Origin of the sequence: Candidatus Mycoplasma haematohominis (assembly GCF_902712995.1) — a bacterium.
Lineage (GTDB): Bacteria > Bacillota_I > Bacilli_A > Mycoplasmatales > Mycoplasmoidaceae > Eperythrozoon_B > Eperythrozoon_B haematohominis.
The window spans coordinates 18,499-37,070 of record NZ_CACTIB010000021.1 but is presented as its reverse complement, the minus strand read 5'-3'; the positions used below and the strand labels follow the sequence as shown (position 1 = coordinate 37,070).

Annotated in this window: 15 protein-coding genes and 3 rRNA genes; 3 read left to right on the top strand and 15 right to left on the bottom strand. The window is 35.9% G+C overall.

What is annotated here, in order from left to right:
- Positions 1-7 precede the first annotated feature (7 nt).
- The 11 genes from H6411_RS03910 to H6411_RS03860 form a co-directional block, all read right to left on the bottom strand.
- Positions 8-877 (bottom strand): hypothetical protein, encoded by an 870-nt coding sequence (locus H6411_RS03910; protein WP_216083336.1) that lies wholly within the window; start codon positions 875-877, stop codon positions 8-10.
- A complete protein-coding gene (locus H6411_RS03905) occupies positions 877-1,686 on the bottom strand; it encodes a hypothetical protein (RefSeq protein WP_216083335.1) in 810 nt (269 codons plus the stop codon). Before H6411_RS03905 ends, H6411_RS03910 begins: the two co-directional genes overlap by 1 nt.
- Before the next feature lie 169 nt (positions 1,687-1,855).
- Positions 1,856-2,335 carry a hypothetical protein gene (locus H6411_RS03900; RefSeq protein WP_216083334.1) on the bottom strand — a complete coding sequence of 160 codons (480 nt, stop codon included), beginning with the start codon at positions 2,333-2,335 and terminating at the stop codon, positions 1,856-1,858.
- Between the two features lie 15 nt (positions 2,336-2,350).
- On the bottom strand, positions 2,351-3,142 hold the full coding sequence (locus H6411_RS03895; protein ID WP_216083333.1) for a hypothetical protein: 792 nt from the start codon (positions 3,140-3,142) through the stop codon (positions 2,351-2,353).
- Positions 3,143-3,144: 2 nt separating this feature from the next.
- Entirely contained in the window at positions 3,145-3,963 is an 819-nt protein-coding gene (locus tag H6411_RS03890) for a hypothetical protein (RefSeq protein WP_216083332.1), read from the bottom strand.
- Positions 3,964-3,966: 3 nt separating this feature from the next.
- The gene (locus H6411_RS03885) at positions 3,967-4,770 is read right to left on the bottom strand and encodes a hypothetical protein (protein ID WP_216083331.1); all 804 of its coding nucleotides are present in this window, start codon (positions 4,768-4,770) and stop codon (positions 3,967-3,969) included.
- Between the two features lie 2 nt (positions 4,771-4,772).
- Complete coding sequence (locus tag H6411_RS03880; protein ID WP_216083330.1) at positions 4,773-5,621, bottom strand: hypothetical protein; 849 nt, start codon at positions 5,619-5,621, stop codon at positions 4,773-4,775.
- Between the two features lie 4 nt (positions 5,622-5,625).
- Positions 5,626-6,417, bottom strand: a complete 792-nt coding sequence (locus H6411_RS03875) for a hypothetical protein (protein ID WP_216083329.1) — start codon at positions 6,415-6,417, stop codon at positions 5,626-5,628.
- 201 nt (positions 6,418-6,618) lie between these two features.
- Positions 6,619-6,732: ribosomal RNA gene (gene rrf / locus H6411_RS03870) — 5S ribosomal RNA — on the bottom strand.
- A gap of 63 nt (positions 6,733-6,795) precedes the next feature.
- A 23S ribosomal RNA gene (locus tag H6411_RS03865) occupies positions 6,796-9,745 on the bottom strand.
- Positions 9,746-9,953: 208 nt separating this feature from the next.
- A 16S ribosomal RNA gene (locus H6411_RS03860) occupies positions 9,954-11,418 on the bottom strand.
- Together the 16S, 23S and 5S rRNA genes form the textbook arrangement of a ribosomal RNA operon.
- A gap of 238 nt (positions 11,419-11,656) precedes the next feature.
- Between H6411_RS03860 and H6411_RS03855 the strand changes: the two genes are divergently transcribed.
- Entirely contained in the window at positions 11,657-11,836 is a 180-nt protein-coding gene (locus H6411_RS03855) for a hypothetical protein (protein ID WP_216083328.1), read from the top strand.
- A 10-nt stretch (positions 11,837-11,846) separates the two neighbouring features.
- On the opposite strand, the gene H6411_RS03850 is transcribed toward H6411_RS03855, so the two are convergent.
- The gene (locus H6411_RS03850) at positions 11,847-14,834 is read right to left on the bottom strand and encodes a hypothetical protein (RefSeq protein WP_216083327.1); all 2,988 of its coding nucleotides are present in this window, start codon (positions 14,832-14,834) and stop codon (positions 11,847-11,849) included.
- 44 nt (positions 14,835-14,878) lie between these two features.
- On the opposite strand from H6411_RS03850, the gene H6411_RS03845 reads away from it, so the two are divergent.
- Both H6411_RS03845 and ruvB read left to right on the top strand, forming a co-directional pair.
- Positions 14,879-15,502, top strand: coding sequence for a Holliday junction ATP-dependent DNA helicase RuvA (locus H6411_RS03845; RefSeq protein WP_216083326.1), 624 nt, complete (start codon positions 14,879-14,881; stop codon positions 15,500-15,502).
- A 2-nt stretch (positions 15,503-15,504) separates the two neighbouring features.
- Complete coding sequence (ruvB, locus tag H6411_RS03840; RefSeq protein WP_216083325.1) at positions 15,505-16,428, top strand: Holliday junction branch migration DNA helicase RuvB; 924 nt, start codon at positions 15,505-15,507, stop codon at positions 16,426-16,428.
- On the opposite strand, the gene H6411_RS03835 is transcribed toward ruvB, so the two are convergent.
- From H6411_RS03835 to H6411_RS03825, 3 genes are read right to left on the bottom strand one after another with little or no spacing between them, the layout of a single operon-like run.
- Positions 16,408-17,439 carry a glutamyl-tRNA amidotransferase gene (locus tag H6411_RS03835; RefSeq protein WP_216083324.1) on the bottom strand — a complete coding sequence of 344 codons (1,032 nt, stop codon included), beginning with the start codon at positions 17,437-17,439 and terminating at the stop codon, positions 16,408-16,410. The genes ruvB and H6411_RS03835 overlap by 21 nt on opposite strands.
- Positions 17,432-17,764, bottom strand: coding sequence for a thioredoxin family protein (locus H6411_RS03830; RefSeq protein WP_216083323.1), 333 nt, complete (start codon positions 17,762-17,764; stop codon positions 17,432-17,434). Before H6411_RS03830 ends, H6411_RS03835 begins: the two co-directional genes overlap by 8 nt.
- A complete protein-coding gene (locus H6411_RS03825; RefSeq protein ID WP_216083322.1) occupies positions 17,764-18,513 on the bottom strand; it encodes a hypothetical protein in 750 nt (249 codons plus the stop codon). The genes H6411_RS03830 and H6411_RS03825 overlap by 1 nt, the downstream gene beginning before the upstream one ends.
- Between the last annotated feature and the right edge of the window lie 59 nt (positions 18,514-18,572).

Below are 18,572 nucleotides of genomic sequence, written 5' to 3'. Positions count from 1 at the left end.
ACTTTTATTATGTTGATATTAGATTACCGGGAACACTTCCATCAACAGAACAGAACCTTCAAAACTCTTCTCATTTAGCTTTATCTGTAGCTGTTGGGTCAGAAGTTTTTCCATACTGTTGTTTACAACCTTCCTTTAATTTTTCAACAGCTGTATTTAATTTACTAGAGTCATTTGTTGAACTTTTGTAACCTTCAAATTCGGTTTTAAAACTATCTTTAAAAAAGCCTTCTGTCTCAATAGAAGTGTTGTTTGCAACCAACTTCTTAACCCTTTCTTCTCAAAATACTTTATTTCTATCTGCTGCTGTAGAAATTAACTTATCAGCATGTTTATAACCGTATTTAGACTTATCACTGTCTGATGAATAGCCACTTTGTCCTTTTAAAGTAGTAGGAACTCCCTCTATTCCTAAAACAATAGAACCTTCTTTGCCTGATAAAGTACAAAATAACTCAACGTCTTTTTTGTATTTCTTCTTTTCTGTTGAAGACTCATCTTCAGAAAACTCTGAAACATGTTTCTTATATGCTGCATCGCACAACTTATTAATTGCTTTTGAAGACGAAGAAGTATCAAGACTATAAGTAGTTGCGTCAGTAAAAAAGGCGCTTCTCGCCTTATGTTTTTCCTTTAACTCCTCAAACCTATTCTTCCATCAATTCTCGTTCTCTTTCATATCGGCAACAAAAACATCACTATTCCCGCCAACTTTTCCTAATTGATGCTCATACTCCCCTTTTTTACTTTGACCATCACTAGTAGACAAAAAGTAAGAAAGTAAATAAGGTCGTTTTAAATACTCAGAAACTCCATAACCTGTTCCAGCTACTCCAACAACAACCGCTGCAACTCCGGCCGCTTTTGCTACTGACATTATCCTAATGAACAGAACTTAACAACATCATTTTCTGGATAACTTGTTTCATTATTAGTTTTGGTTATTGAATAAGCACCAGAACATATTTCTCTTACGTGTTTTTTATTTTTATTTCTGCCATCAAAAGCAGTTTTAAATACTCCACTAGTAGCATTTGTTCCTGATTTATCCCCGCTAGAAGCATAAAACTCCTTATTTCTCGCCTCTCGAAATCTACTATTACTTGAATCCTTAACTGAAATAAGTTCTGCTTTTTTAGTTAGTCCATAACTACCATTTGAATAAGTTTCAGAAATAGTTTTAGGTTTAGCAGTGAAGAAGGAACAGTACTTTCATAAATCATGATCAAGATTTTTTTTATTTGGATTGCCAGTATCATGTGTTATGTCTTCTTTCTGCTTTCCATAAACTTCCTCACAAACTTGATTTAAAGCTTTTGCTGTGCCGCTTGTAGGGGTAGTAATAGAAAAAGCTCCATTTATCTTCTGATTATCTTTAAACTCATCACTTAGCGTACTTCCCTTCTTAAGGTCTTTTTCTCATCTCTTATAGGATCACTCTCATCAATCACTATTGTTAGATTTAGTTACATCTCCATTGCTTTCTTTGCCTCTAGATCCGTAGGGGGCTACTAAATAATTTCCATAAAGCTTACCTAATGTATCAGCAGTAGATGAAGGATTTCCTACAGACAAAACAACATAATCAGGCATACCATCGCCACTAAATAAAGCACTAACTCCATATCCTCCTCCGCCTACCAAAATTGCTATTCCTGCTCCTACAACTAATTTAGTTGGATCCATAAAACAATCTTCCTACTTAATTGGTGTTAAAGTTTGCAACAGTAAATAAATAAAAATCTAAACACAAAGCGGAAAACTTCATTTTTAATATTTTTGAAACCATTAACAGCGTTTGAAAAAACATATTTTTTAAGAATCAAAAAAAGATTTACCATGAAACTAAAACTAATTATGTACTTGCCTTATAAAAACAAGCATCTTTAAATGCTTTTCATTTCTTGCCCTCTGGAGAAGTCTCATTGCTTGGTTTTTCTTGCAGTGTTTCTCTAGATGTTGCTTCACATCATTTGTTTACAAAATTAGATATTTCACCTTTCTTAGAAGTTAAATTAGATTCCGAAAATAAATTATCTTTTTCTTCAGATGGCTTCTGCATTGTCTTCTTTGCATCATCTGCCATATCATCTCATACACCCTTCAAAGTATCTGAATATTTAGGATTCTTATCTCCTTCTAAATGCTTCTTTATCTTCTCAGTTGAATCGCCAATATATTCCTTAGTTTTTACTGTATCATCCGCTAAAACTTGAGTTTTATAAGTGTTAACAGGCTCTTTCTCGAAAGCTCCTGCTGCATAAGCAGCCAAAGTTCCTCCTCCGCCTAACAATGCTGCTCCAGCAGCAGCCCCTGCAATCGCTTGTGTTGACATATTCTTATGTTTAATTTATGACTGAGCCGGTTCAGGAACTAAATAACAGAATTTCTTAATATCATTCTCTAATTCGGTTGGTGTAGAAGTTCCATTAGTTTTATCTGTCTCATAAGCTTTTTTGCAAGCTGCTTTAACAGTATCAACATTATTTTTTCCTTCTAACAAATCTCTAAATACAGTACCATTAGATGACTTATCTCCTTTAAAAGCAGCATTTCTATTACCAAAAAACTCTTTATTTCTTAGATCTCAAAAGCTATTATTTTGCTTATCAGTTGACGTAACAGATACTGCCTTATCTTTATGATCTTTTCCTACTTGGTTTGTATACTCATTGTCTCCAATAAATTTTGGTTTTCCTTCTAATAAAGAACAGAATTGTCAAACATTGTCTTCGTAATTAGTATTGCTTGTGTTTTTTATATCTGTTTCAGACTTCTTATAAGCAACTTCACAAACCTTGTTTAAATCAGTTTCAACAGAACCAAATCCTCTTTTAACCTTTTCATCATTTTTAAACGCATCATTCAACTTAGAAGCACTACCATCTTGAACTTTAAAAGTGCTTCATCTCCCAAAAGCACCTGATCATCATTCTTTATTCTTAGAGCTTTCAGGATCAACTAAATATCTACCATATTTGGCGCCAAATAAATTTGTATCTTTATATGTCTCCTTAAATTTCCCAGAATCAACTAGAACACGAATTCCAGTATCAATTAGATTGTCATAAGCCAAATAACCTCCACCACCAATAACTGACAAAGTTCCTGCGCCTGCTGCAGCTTTAGCCAATGGTGACATATTTAATTACTGGATCCTTTTAAAGAACAGAATTTAAATACATCTTCCTTTGGATATTTATTAGGACTTTGAGAAGATGTTGTTGCTTCTACTTTTCCGTAAGACTCTTGACATAAACTCTTAAGAGCATCATCCTTAATTGATTTACCTGATTTTCAATTTTCGTATAAATCTTGAAATGCAGAATTATTTTTTAAAGATGCGCCACTTCTATTACCTTGCTTTTTAAAAAACAATCTTTGCTGTTCTTGCCAGAAAGAATCATTATCTTTGGCTGTTATAGATACTAATTTATCTTTATTAGCCTTTCCAAAGGTTCCATTAGAATATTCACTATCTTCTTTTTCGCTTGTAGAACCTGGTTTGAAAGTCGAACCAACAACTATTGGTTTCTTCTTAACTGCTGTACAGTATCTTCAAACATCTGCTTCAAAGTATTCATTTGTACTTGGTTCTCCTGTTGACTTAACTTTTTCTTTTGCTGCAGCATAAACCGCTTTACAGGTCGCCTTAATCCCCTCTGCATCTTTTAAATTCTCAAAACCTCTTTTTGGTGTAGGTCTTGTCTCTTTTTCAGCTGTCTTGTTATCTGAATCAACTCAATATCTTGTGTTGTAAACTCAAGTTCATCATGAACTACTATCTTTATGATCTATATCTACAAAATAATCCGGAGAATCAAAAACATAAAGGGCGCTGGTTGTAGTAGAAAAAGATACATAGTCAGGCATACCTCCTTGAAATAGAGTGCTTACTCCGTAACCTCCTCCAGCTATTAAAACAGCTGTTCCCGCTCCTACGGCTAATTTAGTTGGATCCATCGATTATTGAGTTGTTTTTTCAAAGTAACAATATTTTTTAAGATCAGCATCTGTAACATCTGCTGAACTACCTGAATCTTTAACATATGCAAGTTGACAAGTTTGTTTGACTGTATTTCCGCTTTTCTTTCTAGTCTTGAATATATTCTTCTCGCTTGCCTCTGTTGAGTCCTGTTCTGAACGGAACTTCTTCTCCCTTAACTCTCAGAATCAATCATTAGATGTATCTTTTGTTGAAACTAAATGTTCTTTAGATTTTTTACCTCATGTCTCTGGACTTTCTGTTGCTGCAATTAAATCAGCATCTTCTTTAACTTGTGAATCTTTCAATAAAACCGGCTTAGAACCAGTTCTTGATGCTGAACAATATTTTCAGACTTCAGACTCTTTAAATTTGGTTGTATCTGTATCATCAACGTTGCTCGCAACATTTTCCTTTGATTCCTTAAAAGCAGCCTTACAAATTTGATTTAATGCTGTATTATTGTTTGTTTCTTGATCACCTTTGTACGCAAACCCAACATTTTCAAATTTTTTTCCAAATTGTATTTTCTTTACATTTTTATCATTCTGCCACTTTTTAAATGACTCTTCCCAAAATGGCTTATTCTTTTCCTCTCCTGGATCAGCCATATAATCAGCATACGCATTTCCAAATGTATTTGTGCCATATATGGCACTATCAACACTTCCTTGTTCCGAAATAACAAACACTTCTATTGAACCTCCAGCAAATAAGAAATATCCTCCAGTAGCTACTGTTGCTGCTGCACCTAAACCAGCTGCTGCTTTAACTAATACAGACATAATTAACTATCTTTTCCTTTTAAAGAGCAGAATTTAAGAACACTATCTTGTTTTGCTTTCTTTGTTCCTGTTTCATTAGAAGTTAGAGAATATGCTTCTTTACAAGCATTTTTTATTGTTCCTCTACCTTGAGAACTCTTACTATCATATAAAGACTTAAACAAAGAGTTATCTGTTTCTTGTAAACCAACCCCTATACCGTCAATAGAAGGCTTTCCAAAAAATTCTTCATTTCTTATTTCTCAAAATAATTTATTTAATGGATCATCAATAGAAATTAGTTCCGTTTCTTTAGTCTGTCCATATTTTCCTGCATCATAACTCTCTCCATCTTTTTCTTTAACTGTTGTTGGCTTCCTTCCAAAAAAAGAGCAATACTTCCACATATCATCTCTAAGTCTTTTTTTATTATTGTCGGTATCAGGAGTTATATCGTTCTCTGTTTTCTTGTAAACATCCTCGCAAACTTGATTTAAAGCTTTTGCTTTATTGGCTTCAGGAGTAACATCAGAAAAACCTGAATTTATTTTTTTGTCATCTTTAAATGCATCACTTAATTGACTTCCTTTCTTAAAGTCTTTTTCTCACCTCCTATAAGATCACTCTCATCACTTTTTGCTATTAGATTTAGTTTCGTCAGAGATATTAGTTTTTCCTCTAGAGCCATAAGGAGCTACTAGATAGTTGCCGTATAGTTTACCTATTGTACTATCGGTAGGTGTAGGTTCTCCTTTGGACAAAACAATATAATCTGGCATTCCATCTGCTAATAAAGCACTTATTCCATATCCTCCACCTGCAATTAATACAGCAGTTGCACCTATCCCCGCAGCTAATTTAGTTGGATCCATAGAATTAAGAAGTTTTAGTTCGCTTTAAAGAACAATATCTAAACACATCTGCTTCTGGATATTTATTAGGATTCTGAGAAGATGTTGTTGGCTGTCCATAAGCATCTTTACATGTTTTCTTGAGAGCATCATCCTTTACTGATTTACCTGATTTTCAACCTTCATATAAATCTTGAAATGCAGAATTATTTTTTAGCGATGAGCCACTTCTATTCCCTCCTCCCTTAAAGAACAATCTCTGTTGTTCTTTTCAGAAAGATGTATTATCAGGAGATTCAACAGAAATTAGCTTGGTTGGATCAGCTTGCCCATACGTGCCGGAAGTTGAATAAGACTCACCTGTTTGTTCTTGAATCGTCTTTGGTTTCTTCTTAATTGCTGTACAGTATCTTCAAACATCTACTTCTGCAAATTCATCGTTATTTGTAGGATTATTATCTGACTTAACTTTTGCCTTATCTGCTTCATAAACCTTCTTACAAGCCCCTTTAATCCCTTCCGCATCTTTTAAATTTTCAAAAGCCTTTTTTGGTGCGGGTCTTGCTTCTTCTTCAATCGTCTTTCCATCTGAACCAACTCAATATCTTGTGTTGTAAACTCAAGTTCATCATGAACTGCTATCTTTGTGATCTATATCTACAAAATAATCTGGGAAATCTGTAGTGTATTTATTGGTTTGAGCTGCTAAGGAAAAATAATCAGGCATTCCACCTTTAAATAATGTGCTTACTCCGTAACCGCCACCAGCTATTAATACAGCTGTTCCAGCTCCTACGGCTAATTTTGTGGGATCCATGAGTTTCTGATTTTTAATTTACAAAGATAATTAAATCATCGACATAAATCATAAAAAATTAAATAAATCAATGTTTTGGTCAATTGAGAAAACATTTTTAAACATTAATCAAAATCAACAATTCAAAAATATTTTCTCTAAATTTCAAATGACCTGTATTTCGTTTTGCTGTATTGCAACTTTATGTTGCTATGAAAAATAGCGCGGCAAACCAACTCTATCGTTAACTTCCTGTTAAGAATGAGATGGCGTGCGGGGCTTGACTTTTATGTTCGGAATGGGTATAAGTATTTCCCCCGCACTATCCTCACCGCGCAGATCAGATTGTTTTTCATATTAGAAAGTGAAAAGATAATAGAGAGCTAACTTTATAAGTAATGCGTAAATTCACTCGAATTATTAGTAGCACGTAGCTCAACGCCTTACAGCGCTTACACAGGTGCCCTATCAACCTAATCTTCTATTAGGATTCTTAGTCCCCGAAGGGACGGGAAAATTAGTCTCGGAGTTAGTTTCACACTTAGATGCTTTCAGCGTTTATCTATTCCATACTTAGCTAGGGAGCCATGCCGCTGGCGCGACAACTCCAACACTAGAGGTATGTTCATTCCGATCCTCTCGTACTAGGAACGAATCTCCTCAATTTTCCAACGGCCGCTGGAGATAGAGACCAACCTGTCTCACGACGGTTTGAACCCAACTCACGTATCTTTTTAATCGGCGAACAGCCGAACCCTTGGGACCTGCTTCAGCCCCAGGATAAGATGAGTCGACATCGAGGTGCCAAACAATGTCGTCGATATGAACTCTTGGACATTATTAGCCTGTTATCCCTAGAGTAGCTTTTATCCGTTGAGCGATGGCCCTTCCATTCGGAACCACCGGATCACTATAGCCTAGTTTCCTACCTGCTCGATTTGTATATCTCGCAGTCAAGCGCCCTTATACTATTATGCTTTGCACATGATTTCCAACCATGCTAAAGGCACCATTGCACGCCTCCGTTACTTTTTAGGAGGCGACCGCCCCAGTCAAACTGCCTACCTAACACTGTCCATTCCCCCGATAAGGGGTCGAATGTAAGAAAAAAACCAAAGAAATAGTGGTATTCCACTGTCGACTCCGACTAGACTGGCGCCTAGTCCTCTCAGTCTCCCACTTATTCTCTAAATTCATTGGTTTTTTTCAATATCAAGCTACAGTAAAGCTTCATAGGGTCTTTTTGTCCCCCAGCGGCGAGAGAGTGTCTTCACTCTCACCAGGATTTCACCGAGCCTACAGTCGAGACAGTTAAGAGATGGTTACACCATTCAAGCGGGACAGAATTTACCTGACAAGGAATTTCGCTACCTTAGGACCGTTATAGTTACGGCCGCCGTTCACCAGGGCTTAAGTTAGACGCTTCGCATAAGCTAACGGCCTTCATTGACCTTCTGGCACTGGGCAGGTGTCGCCACATATACTTTAGTTTTCACTTTTGCATATAGCTGTGTTTTTGTTAAACAGTCCCCCCTCATTCTTTACTGTGACCTACCTTCTGATAGGCACCCCTTCTCCCTAAGTTACGGGGCTATTTTGCAGAGTTCCTTAACTGTAGTTATCTCGATAGCCTTAGGATTTTCTCCTTGACCACGTGTGTTCGTTCTCGGTACGGTTACTTGATTGTTAAGCTAGAGAATTTTCTTGGAAATATGATGTTTATGGCTTCGCTAGTTGCAAAATAGCTTTCGCTCGTATTCATCCCTCGCGGTTGACGGAGAGCGGATTTGCCTACTCCCCCCACTAAGAATTTAAACGGGAATCCAATAACCCGCCCATATTAACCTCTTTCGTCATCCCATCGCCAATCAAATTAGTGCAAGAATATTAACTCGCTCTCCATCGACTACGCCTTTCGGCCTCATCTTAGGACCGACTAACCCAGGGAGGACGACCCTTGCCCTGGAAACCTTAGTCAATCGGCTAGAAAGATTTTCACTTTCATACGTTACTCACGCCGGCATTCTTACTTATGTAGGCTCCACTTGTGCTCCCGCTCAAGCTTCATCGCCTATATAACACTCGCCTACCGCTCTCCGTTTACGTCTGGTATACAGAGAGCTCAAAAATTCGGTATTTAGCTTAGCTCCGTTATACTGTCGGTGCAAAAAAACTAGACTAGTGAGCTGTTACGCACTCTTTAAATGATGGCTGCTTCTAAGCCAACATACTAGTTGTTTACGAATTGATACTTCCTTTCCCACTTAGCTAAATTTTGGAACCTTATTTGTTGATCTGGGCTCTTTCCCTCACGACCACGAAGCTTATCCCCCGTAGTCTCACTGCTGGAATAGAGTTGACGGCATTCAGAGTTTAATTTCATTCAGTACATGCAGGGCACGCCATCATGAATTCAGTGCTTTACCTCCGCCACCTCGATAATCCAACGCTAGTCCTAAAACTATATCGGCGAGAACCAGCTATCACAGAGTTCGATTGGAATTTCACCCCTATCCACAGGTCATCCGCTAACGTTTCAACGGCAGTCGGTTCGGTCCTCCAGAGGGTTTTATCCCGCCTTCAACCTGCCCATGGATAGCTCACTCTGTTTCGGGTCTATTGCCACATACTAATCGCACTATTAGTACTCGCTTTCGCTTAGGCTACGCTTTTGTCGGCTTAACCTTGCATGCAACAATAACTCGCCGGCTCATACTTCAAAACGCACGCCATCACTCGTCCATCCCCTTGCGGGGCGTATAGAGCTCTGGCTCTTTGTAGGCTAGGGGTTTCATGTTTCTATTTCACTCCCGCTTCCGGGTTCTTTTCATCTTTCCTTCACAGTACTTGTTCACTATCGGTAAATGGTTAGTATTTAGGATTACCCAATGGTCTGGGCAGATTCAGACAGGATTACACGTGTCCCGCCCTACTCAGGATACTCATAAGTGTTCATGATATTTAAGATACGGGGGGTTCGCCCTCTTTGCCATTTTTTTCCAAAAATTTCTCCTTTATCAAAACGCCCTCGCAGGCGCCACCATATTAGAGTCCTACAACCCCATCCCGAAGGATGGTTTGTCCTCCTCCCCTTTCGCTCACCACTACTTAGGGAATCACTTCGTTTTCTTTTCCTCTTGCTACTGAGATGTTTCACTTCGCAAGGTTCGCCTCAGCAGGTTATTGATTCACCTGTTGATGACATACCATAAGGTTTGTCGTATTTCTACATTCAGAGATCCTGGGATCGCAACCTCTTATCGGCTCCCCCAGGCTTATCGCAGATTAGCACGTCTTTCATCGCCTTCCATTTCCAAGAAATCCACCTCTAGCCCTTTGTTTATTCACGCATGATTAACTTACTTTTAATTAAGTTAACTCGGTTATTATCTTTTCTACTTTCAAAAAACAATCTTCAGAGAGCAACTGCATTAGTTCTCTCAAAGCTGAAAGTCATCCGCCTTGATCTTTACAGATCACAGAACTATTTTGCCGTGATCATAATCAAGTTGAAACCTCATTCACTATAAATTAGTTTGCTTTTACACAAACTCTCAAAAGAAGATTATCCACCCGCACGTTCTCGTACGGGTACCTTGTTACGACTTAACTCCAATCAGGAGATTCACTCTAGACGCAAATTAATACGTTTTTGAATGGCCCTCCCTCTCATAGTTTGACGGGCGGTGTGTACAAGACCTGGGAACGTATTCACCCCGATATAGCTGACACGGGATTACTAGTGATTCCAACTTCAAAAAGGCGAATTGCAGCCTTTTATCCGGACTGAGATGAGTTTTTAGTGATTTGCTTACCATCGCTGGTTTGCAGCACGTTGTACTCAACATTGTAACACGTTTGCGGCCCAAGGTATAAGGGGCATGATGACTTGACGTGATCCCAACCTTCCTATACATTACTGTTCAGTCTCTTTAGAAAAACAACTAAAGAGTGGGGTTGCGCTCGTTGCGGGACTTAACCAAACATCTCATGACACGAGCTGACGACAGCCATGCACCACCTGTCACCCAGATAACCTCCACTATATTTCTATAGCTTTGCTGGGGATGTCAAACCTTGGTAAGGTTTTTCGTGTATTATCGAATTAAGCAACATGTTCCACCACTTGTTCAGGTCCCCGTCAATTCCTTTGAGTTTCATATTTGCATATGTACTACCCAGGCGGGATATTTAACACGTAAGCTACAACGCTGAGACGCAAGTCCCAACATCTAATATCCATCGTTTACGGTGTGGACTACTGGGGTATCTAATCCCATTTGCTCCCCACACTTTCAAGCCTAAGCGTCAATAACGGCCTAAGTTTTCGCCTTCGCCTCTGGTGTTCTTTAATATATCTACACATTCCACCGCTCCATATTAAATTCCAAAACTTCCTACCGTATTCTAGACGGACAGTATTCAGCGCAAACAATTGTTGAGCAACTGCTTTTAACACAAAACTTGTCCGTCCGCCTGCGCTTGCTTTACGCCCAATAAATCCGAATAACGCTCGCGACCTATGTATTACCGCAGCTGCTGGCACATAGTTTGCTGTCACTTATTCATAGGATACAATCATTATTTTCTCCTATAAAAGAACTTTACAATCAAAAAGACCTTCATCGTTCACATGGCATCGCTCCATCAGGCTTTCGCCCATTGTGGAAGATTCCCTACTGCTGCTTCCCGTAGGAATATGGGCCGTATCTCAATCCCATTGTGGCTGTTCATCCTCTTAGACCAGCTATCTATCATTGCCTTGGTGGGCTTTTATCCCGCCAACAAGCTAATAGAGCATATTCCAATCCCTCATCGGCCAAGGCCTTTAAAGACCCCGACTTGTGTCGGAGCCTCCTATAGTGTATTAATTACCCTTTCGGGTAGCTATGCACTTTTGGGGGGTATGTTAAATATGTATTACTCACCCGTTCGCCGCTAACTCTTGCGAGTCCGCTCGACTTGCATGTATTAGGCATGCCATCAGCGTTAATTCTGAGCTAGGATCAAACTCTCAGTAAATTAACAGACGACTTTCAGTTTTCAAAAAACTATCTGACGGTGATTAATTATATTACAGAACAGGTATCTTTTCAAATTTTTATTCTTTGGCCATATATGAAAAAAGAAATAAGTTAATTTTCAAAAGATCATTTTATAAGTGAAGAAATTTTTATTTTTTACTTTTTTAAAAACCTACAAAAAACCAGAAACCATATAATCTCGAAAATTTTTTTACAAGAACGAGAAAAACAGTCCCATGAAACTACTTCTAAATAACTGAATTTATCTACTTATTCCTGGAGGTGAAGATGAAGAAGACGATCTACTTTGAGAAGAAGATGAAACTTGAAAAAATGAATTAGAAGAAATGGAGGAAGACTTAGAACTTGATGAAGAAGAACAACTTGAATTTTTCGACGAAGACGATTATTACTAAGCTGATTTAACTAATTTATCCCAACTCTCTTAATGAAATCTTTCAAATCTGTTGAAATCTTATCGAAATCAAGATTTGGAAGAACTGAAAACTGATAAGTACTATAAACGGAATTAATAGAAAAAACCATTGGATCTCTTATAAATCTAAAAGTACCATCCTCCATCATCATATTCACAGTAATAAGCATTGGATCTCTTTGTATCATCTCACCTAACATAGAGTGGAGTTTTACTTTAGCATAAGCATTAAATATCGTACTTCACTGATTAGTTAAAGCAAGCACTGATCTCAATGCCTTCTCCAAATCTATAGGAGTGGCACTAATTTTTACCCTATTTCAATTAATAAATTTCTGGTCTGGGAAGTGTTTTAAGGCAGTTGGAGGATTAGATCCAGGAATATGCTTATTATGTAAAGCCTCTAACATAATATTTTTCAAATTATCCCTGTACCTCATAAATCCAGTAGAGGTTGCTCCTTCCTGTCGCAAAAACAAATTCCATTTTTCATTTGAAGGAAAATCAAAGATCATAGGTGATTTAGGGAAGTTACTTGAATAAGTATTTTCATAATTCTGAACTATGTTTTTTACGCTTTCGCTCTTATATTTAGCTGGATAATCTCATTCTTTAATTGAACTATTTTTGCTTCCATTTACATCCTTAGATTGTCAATCTTTTGAAATCTTGTAAACATTCTTTGTTACCCCTGATTTCTGTTGTTGCTGTTGTTCTTTAGTATTCTTTAAAACAAATTCATCTACATCAAATATAGCTCTACTGTATCCCGCAAAAACTTGTGTACTATCAATTTTGAAAGGCTGTTGCAATAAAGTTTTAAAAAAGACTGGCCATGGTCTTTGATTCTCTGGAGATGTTTGATCTTTTTTAAAGTAACTTTCATCGAACGACTGATTTATCAAATGAACCCCGAAAGCAACAAGATCGTTCATTATTTCCTTTTTCTTTTTTTCATTTGATAAAGTAGCTCCCGCAGCAATAGTTGATGCAAAATTCGTAATATTCACTCCATTTAAATCTTTATAAGAATCAATCTTGGAATAAACACTATGAACAAATTCATGGAATTGGCTCATATCATGCACAACCTTAACATCTAGAGCTTTCCATCCTGCAGCCATTCTTGTCTGCTCATAATAGTCACTTGTCTTAGTTATCGCAGGAGAAATAGGACTGTGATGAGCTATATATTTATTTGTTACTTTTTCGTTATTACCAATTTTCCACTGCTCTCAACCAATAAATTTCTTAGCACTAGGAATTAAACCAAATATAAATGGACTAATAGAACTTGCAATAGGTTTCAGAATCTCATCTAATCCATCTAATTTATTTGATAAATCAAAGTATTGTTTATTGCCTGAACAACTATCTTTTTGGGTATCTTTTTCAAAATTATTACCATCATCATCCCAACACCCCTTAAACGGAATAACTATCTCTTGATCTCATGAAAACTCCTGTGAAAAACTAAAGGATACAGCAGGATAAGGAGACTGATCTTCAACGTTAGAAACAACTAACTCTGGCTTCTTCTCCCAAGTAAATGTAATCTTCATATTGTTCTCCAATGTCTCAAGTTGTTTTGCAAGAGCCTTCAACATTGCAGACAACTCCTTAGCATTAACAGAGTCTTCCCTTGTAGTATCAAAAACCTTATCAACCATCTTCCTACCTGTTTCATTGAAGAAAATCAAGTTATAGAAGTTATTTCTAAAGTGAGGATGTTTAACAAAGTTCTCTATTACTGAATAAGTCTTATGATCATCACCACTTGTAATTGGCATCTCCAAAATCCTCAAAAACTTACGAACATCCTGTATTCTCAGTCTTGTATGGAAAGCTGCCAATGAACCATACCAAGTCTCTAAATCCTCTTCAATCTGTTTAGGAGTAATACCTATCAAGAAAGGATCAACAGCATCTTTAAGGTTTTTATAAGTAGGTGTATTTACCATCCTAGAATAGGAAGGAGAAGCAACAGAGTCAGAGATAAATCTACTTCTTCCATAGATAATAGAAAGATCAGGTAGTTTTAAGTGTCTGGTATTTAATGTAGGAAAGATCTCATATATACTCAAGTTAAACTGATTATCATCTGTAGGCAACAATCCTCATTTAACAGCAGACTGCATCCCTATTCAAAGAGAAACAGGAAAAGGTCTAATCTCAGCACTATCAATCTGAATACGTATCTCTTTCTCTCTTAAAGGCTCTATTGGTATAGTCTTGAATACCTTAACAACATTCTGACTGTAATTAAATACTTTGAAATGAATCTTAAAGTTCTTTAATTTATTAGCAGGTAATGGAAATACATCCTGATCTCCTGAATTAGATACGTCAAATAACGGCTTCTCTATAGAAAAATCAATCTTTACTGAATCAGGTCTAACTGAAAACTTCCCTTCTGTTGACTCCTCTATCAAAGATCAGAGTAAATCCTGAATTATCTGTGACTTAGTTAAAGAATTAACGTTCCTTACAAACTGATGACTTTTATATGGAATCTCAATAGCTGAAATATGAGACATACTAACATTGTCTCTTTTCAATCTTGCAGCACTTTGCTGAGTAATAGCATCATTCTTATAAGTCTTATCTGTCCAAACATACCATACATCTTCATTCTTAGATACATGCTCCCTTAAAGACTTATGTAATTCCGACAAATGCCTTGACTTAGTGTTTCCATTCAGATAAGCAGAAGTTAGATTAGGAAATATGTTCGGAACACCATCAAATTTAGAAAACTCTCCTGCAGAGGACATATCTCCATGCTGTCACTTATAAGGATTTCCTTTCCTACTATCTAAAACAGGAGTTGATCCAGGTAAATTCTTAGCTTTTGAACCCTCTATTTCAGGACTAATAACTACTCAATGTAGAAGAGAGCCACCCCCAGCTAAGAGTAAAGAAATACCCAAACCCTTCTTTAATAGATTGGTTGCGGTAAACCATGTAGTAAAAAACATAATTTATTCCTTTTTACCCAAATAAATCTAATAAGGATATAGAAATGGAATTCATAAAAGGAAAAATCAAATTAGTAGACACTAATTACATAATTATCGAAACTAATAATGGAATCGGTATCAAATTATGAACCGCAAAAGAAGACAGCTTCTTAACAGAAAAAGAATACAAAATACACACCTACGAAGAGCAGAAACTTGACAACTCAAACATTCTAATAATAAATAGATTTGGTTTTTTGAGCTCAAATACACTGAATTTATTTAGATTTTTAGTCTCAATAAAAGGAATTGGATCAAAAGGAGCTATTTCAATCATCAATTCAATGGGAGGAACCTATTCTCTCATAGATGCTCTACTAGATCAAAATCATGAAAAAATAGCAAACATTTCCAAAAAATACCTACCCCTTATCATAGGCTCATTAAGCAAACCATCAAATAAAGAACTTCTAAAAAAATTAATTTCTCCAACAGAAAAAAGAAATATCAGATCAGAAGTTATCTGAGTACTCAAAGAAATGGAACTAGATGAAGACAAAACAGAAGCAGCTCTAAACGAAATAAATTTCAAACTAATAAGTGAAGGAAAAACAAGAGGTATAGAAGGTCTTAAGTTAGAAGAAGCAATAAAGGAAACCTTAGCCTTGCTTTCCCTAAACAAATAAAAATGAAGATAAATCCACAAAACTTATCTCAATTTATAGGAAAAGAGAAAATCATTAAAGCTCTAAAAATAGGTATTAAAGCAGCAGTAAATTCAGAAAAATCCCTAGACCACATTCTCTTATATGGCCCTCCAGGAGTAGGAAAAACATCATTAGCTCACGCAATATCCTATGAACTTAAATCACAGATAAAAATCATCCAAGGAGCAAATATAAATCACATTTCAGACCTAATGGGAGTAATAAGTTCGCTAAAGAAAGGAGATGTTTTATTCATAGATGAAATACACGCCATAAATAACAAAATAGCAGAAATACTCTATCCAGTCCTAGAACACAAAATAATAGACCTAATAGTAGGAAAAAACCTAAACAAAAGAACAATAAGAATTCCTCATCCTAATTTCACAGTAGTTGCAGCAACCACAAATCTAGGAGACATAACAAAAGCTCTAGAAGAAAGATTTGGATATGTCTTCTATCTAGATGAATACACACCAAAAGAATTGACTCTAATAGTTAAATCTATAGCCAAAAAAATGGAACTCACATTACAAAAAGAAGATATTAGAGAAATAGTAGATTCTTCCAGAGGAATACCGAGAAACACAGTAAGAATACTAAAAAGAGTAAAGGACTACTCTTTAGCCTACGAAAAAGCTCCTATAAAAGAAATAATCAAAGAATGCGGTTTTCTGTACAAAGGCCTAAATTCAGTTGATATTAAATATTTAAACTCCCTAAAAGAAAACTGCTGTTCTCTAACTTCTATAAGCTACAGAATAAATGTAGATGAAAAAACAATAGTCAACAAAATAGAACCCTATCTATACTCAAACTCCTGAATATCAAAAAACAATAAAGGAAGATATCTAACAGAAGAAGGGAAGGAACTTCTAAAAGAGTTAATGAATCAGTTTGGGTAAATAATCCTTTTTCTTCTCTTCCTTAAACGGTTGTACACCAACAGTCATACCCTTAGCATCATTTGAATTCCTGCTACTAATACTTGAATGCAATCTGTATATATAGTGAATCAAGTAAGAAAACAAAATAACAGAAGGAATAGAAGTAATAATCCTACAGATTAAGAATTGCTCATATGGAAGAGTAGAAAGAGAAATGTCAAACATAGGAAGAGCAATAATGTCAATCAATATGTATATGGCACTATTACATACAAGTATTAGAAAAAACAAATATTTCTTAGACATGATATGAATTCATGCCTTGTAGTTATATTTCTCGTTATCCACATTTTTATTAGCAAAACTAGATATTGCTAGCAATGCAATAGCAATTCCTGTAAGTGCAAATATTATTCCAAACAATATACCCCAGTGTAAAGAAATTGAGAAAGACAATATTCTTGCACTAAATTCCTTCCCTTCAGCATTAACACTCAAAACAATCCCTACAAAAAATAAAGAAACTAAGGCTAATCCTATTGAAGAAGCTGTTTTCTTGGAATTCCCCTTATCATTCTGAATCTTTATTATCTGATGAATTAAACCACCTAAGAAACCATTCATCATGGCAGAAAAGAAATAACCATAGTTAAGTACTGAAGAAGTAAAAATAACAGTAAGTAAATCAGTAGTAAAACCAATAAAAATACCAATTAAAGGTCCATACAAGATTCCTCCTAACTTAATAAGAATGTTCTCTATTAAGAACCTAGCACCAGGATAAACCTTAAAGAATATTCCCATAATCTGATTACTCAGAAGGGAAATAGTAATTATCAAGGCTATATTCATAGCCGTCATCATGGATATCCCCGAGATACCATGAATATTTAACTTAGGAATAATAAAAAAATCTAAACCTTGTTTTTTCTTTAGTCTTATCTTCCTAACTGCAAGAATCAAGCAGTAGGCAACAACAGTAAGCACATAGCTGTAAGCTATATGCTCGCTACTCAATGAACTACTCACCAGGAAAGAACTGCTTCAAACGAGAAACTATTGATTCTCTATCAGAAAATCCAATACTTCTATGCAATTCTTGACCATCTTTGAAAAAAATAAGTGTAGGAACTGATCCCACAGACAATAAATCATTTACATCCCTAACATCATCCAAATTTACCTTCAAAAAAACAATATTTCTATCCTTAAAATCATTAGCAATACTCTCAATAACTGGTGTCAACAATTTGCAAGGAGGACAAAACGTAGCACTAGCCATAAGCAACACATTCTGATCATTAAAAATATGATCTTTTGCTTCCTGCAGTGTATTAATTAAAACTAACGCCATTAGTTATTTACATCACTTAAATCCAATAGTTGCTGTCTTCTAAGTTGTTTTGGAATCTCAGGTAAAACAAAATCTAACTTACAACTAACAGTCATAATCAAATTCTTGGGCAGCAACTCCTCAAAATTTGAATACCTTTTAGCATATAAAAATCTGCATTCCTTAAGGAAACTCAAATCAAAATCGATGGCAACTATATTTGAACTGTTGTAATCTATCCCAACTGCCTCATTTTCTAAAACAAACAACCTTTTAACTGATCTTCTGTAGAAAGAAATTCTCATAAGTATCTCTTTTGCATATGAAGGCTCAATATTATTGTGAACAACCATAAATTCCAATTCTGGATACTCTTCATACTTTTCTGCAATGTTCTTATTAAGTAAATTAAAGAATGGTGTTGCATTTGGATTCTTGCTTCCTTCTTCCAGATAATCATGAGTAAATATAGTCTTAACTTGTTTTGAAATGAAGAATATTTTCTTAAGAGTTGCTCTTCTTAATTCATGGTTGTACTCAAGCAAAGGATACAATTCAACCTCTCCTTCATAAGATCTTCCTAGGTAAGCACAATATGGATTGTGATAACTTACATATTCAAGCAATGCTTCTCACAGACTAAGTCCAAATTCATTCTCAAAATTCTTACATGCAGCAATAAAGTCAGGAACTAGCCAGGCATTATGGTCAGGTTTTACAAACCTTTTCCCATTCGCCTCCTCCTTATCTATCATTCAATCGACTAACATTAAATATCCTATTATTAGGTTAATAGTTTTTTAGTTAACACTGTTAATTTAATACCTTA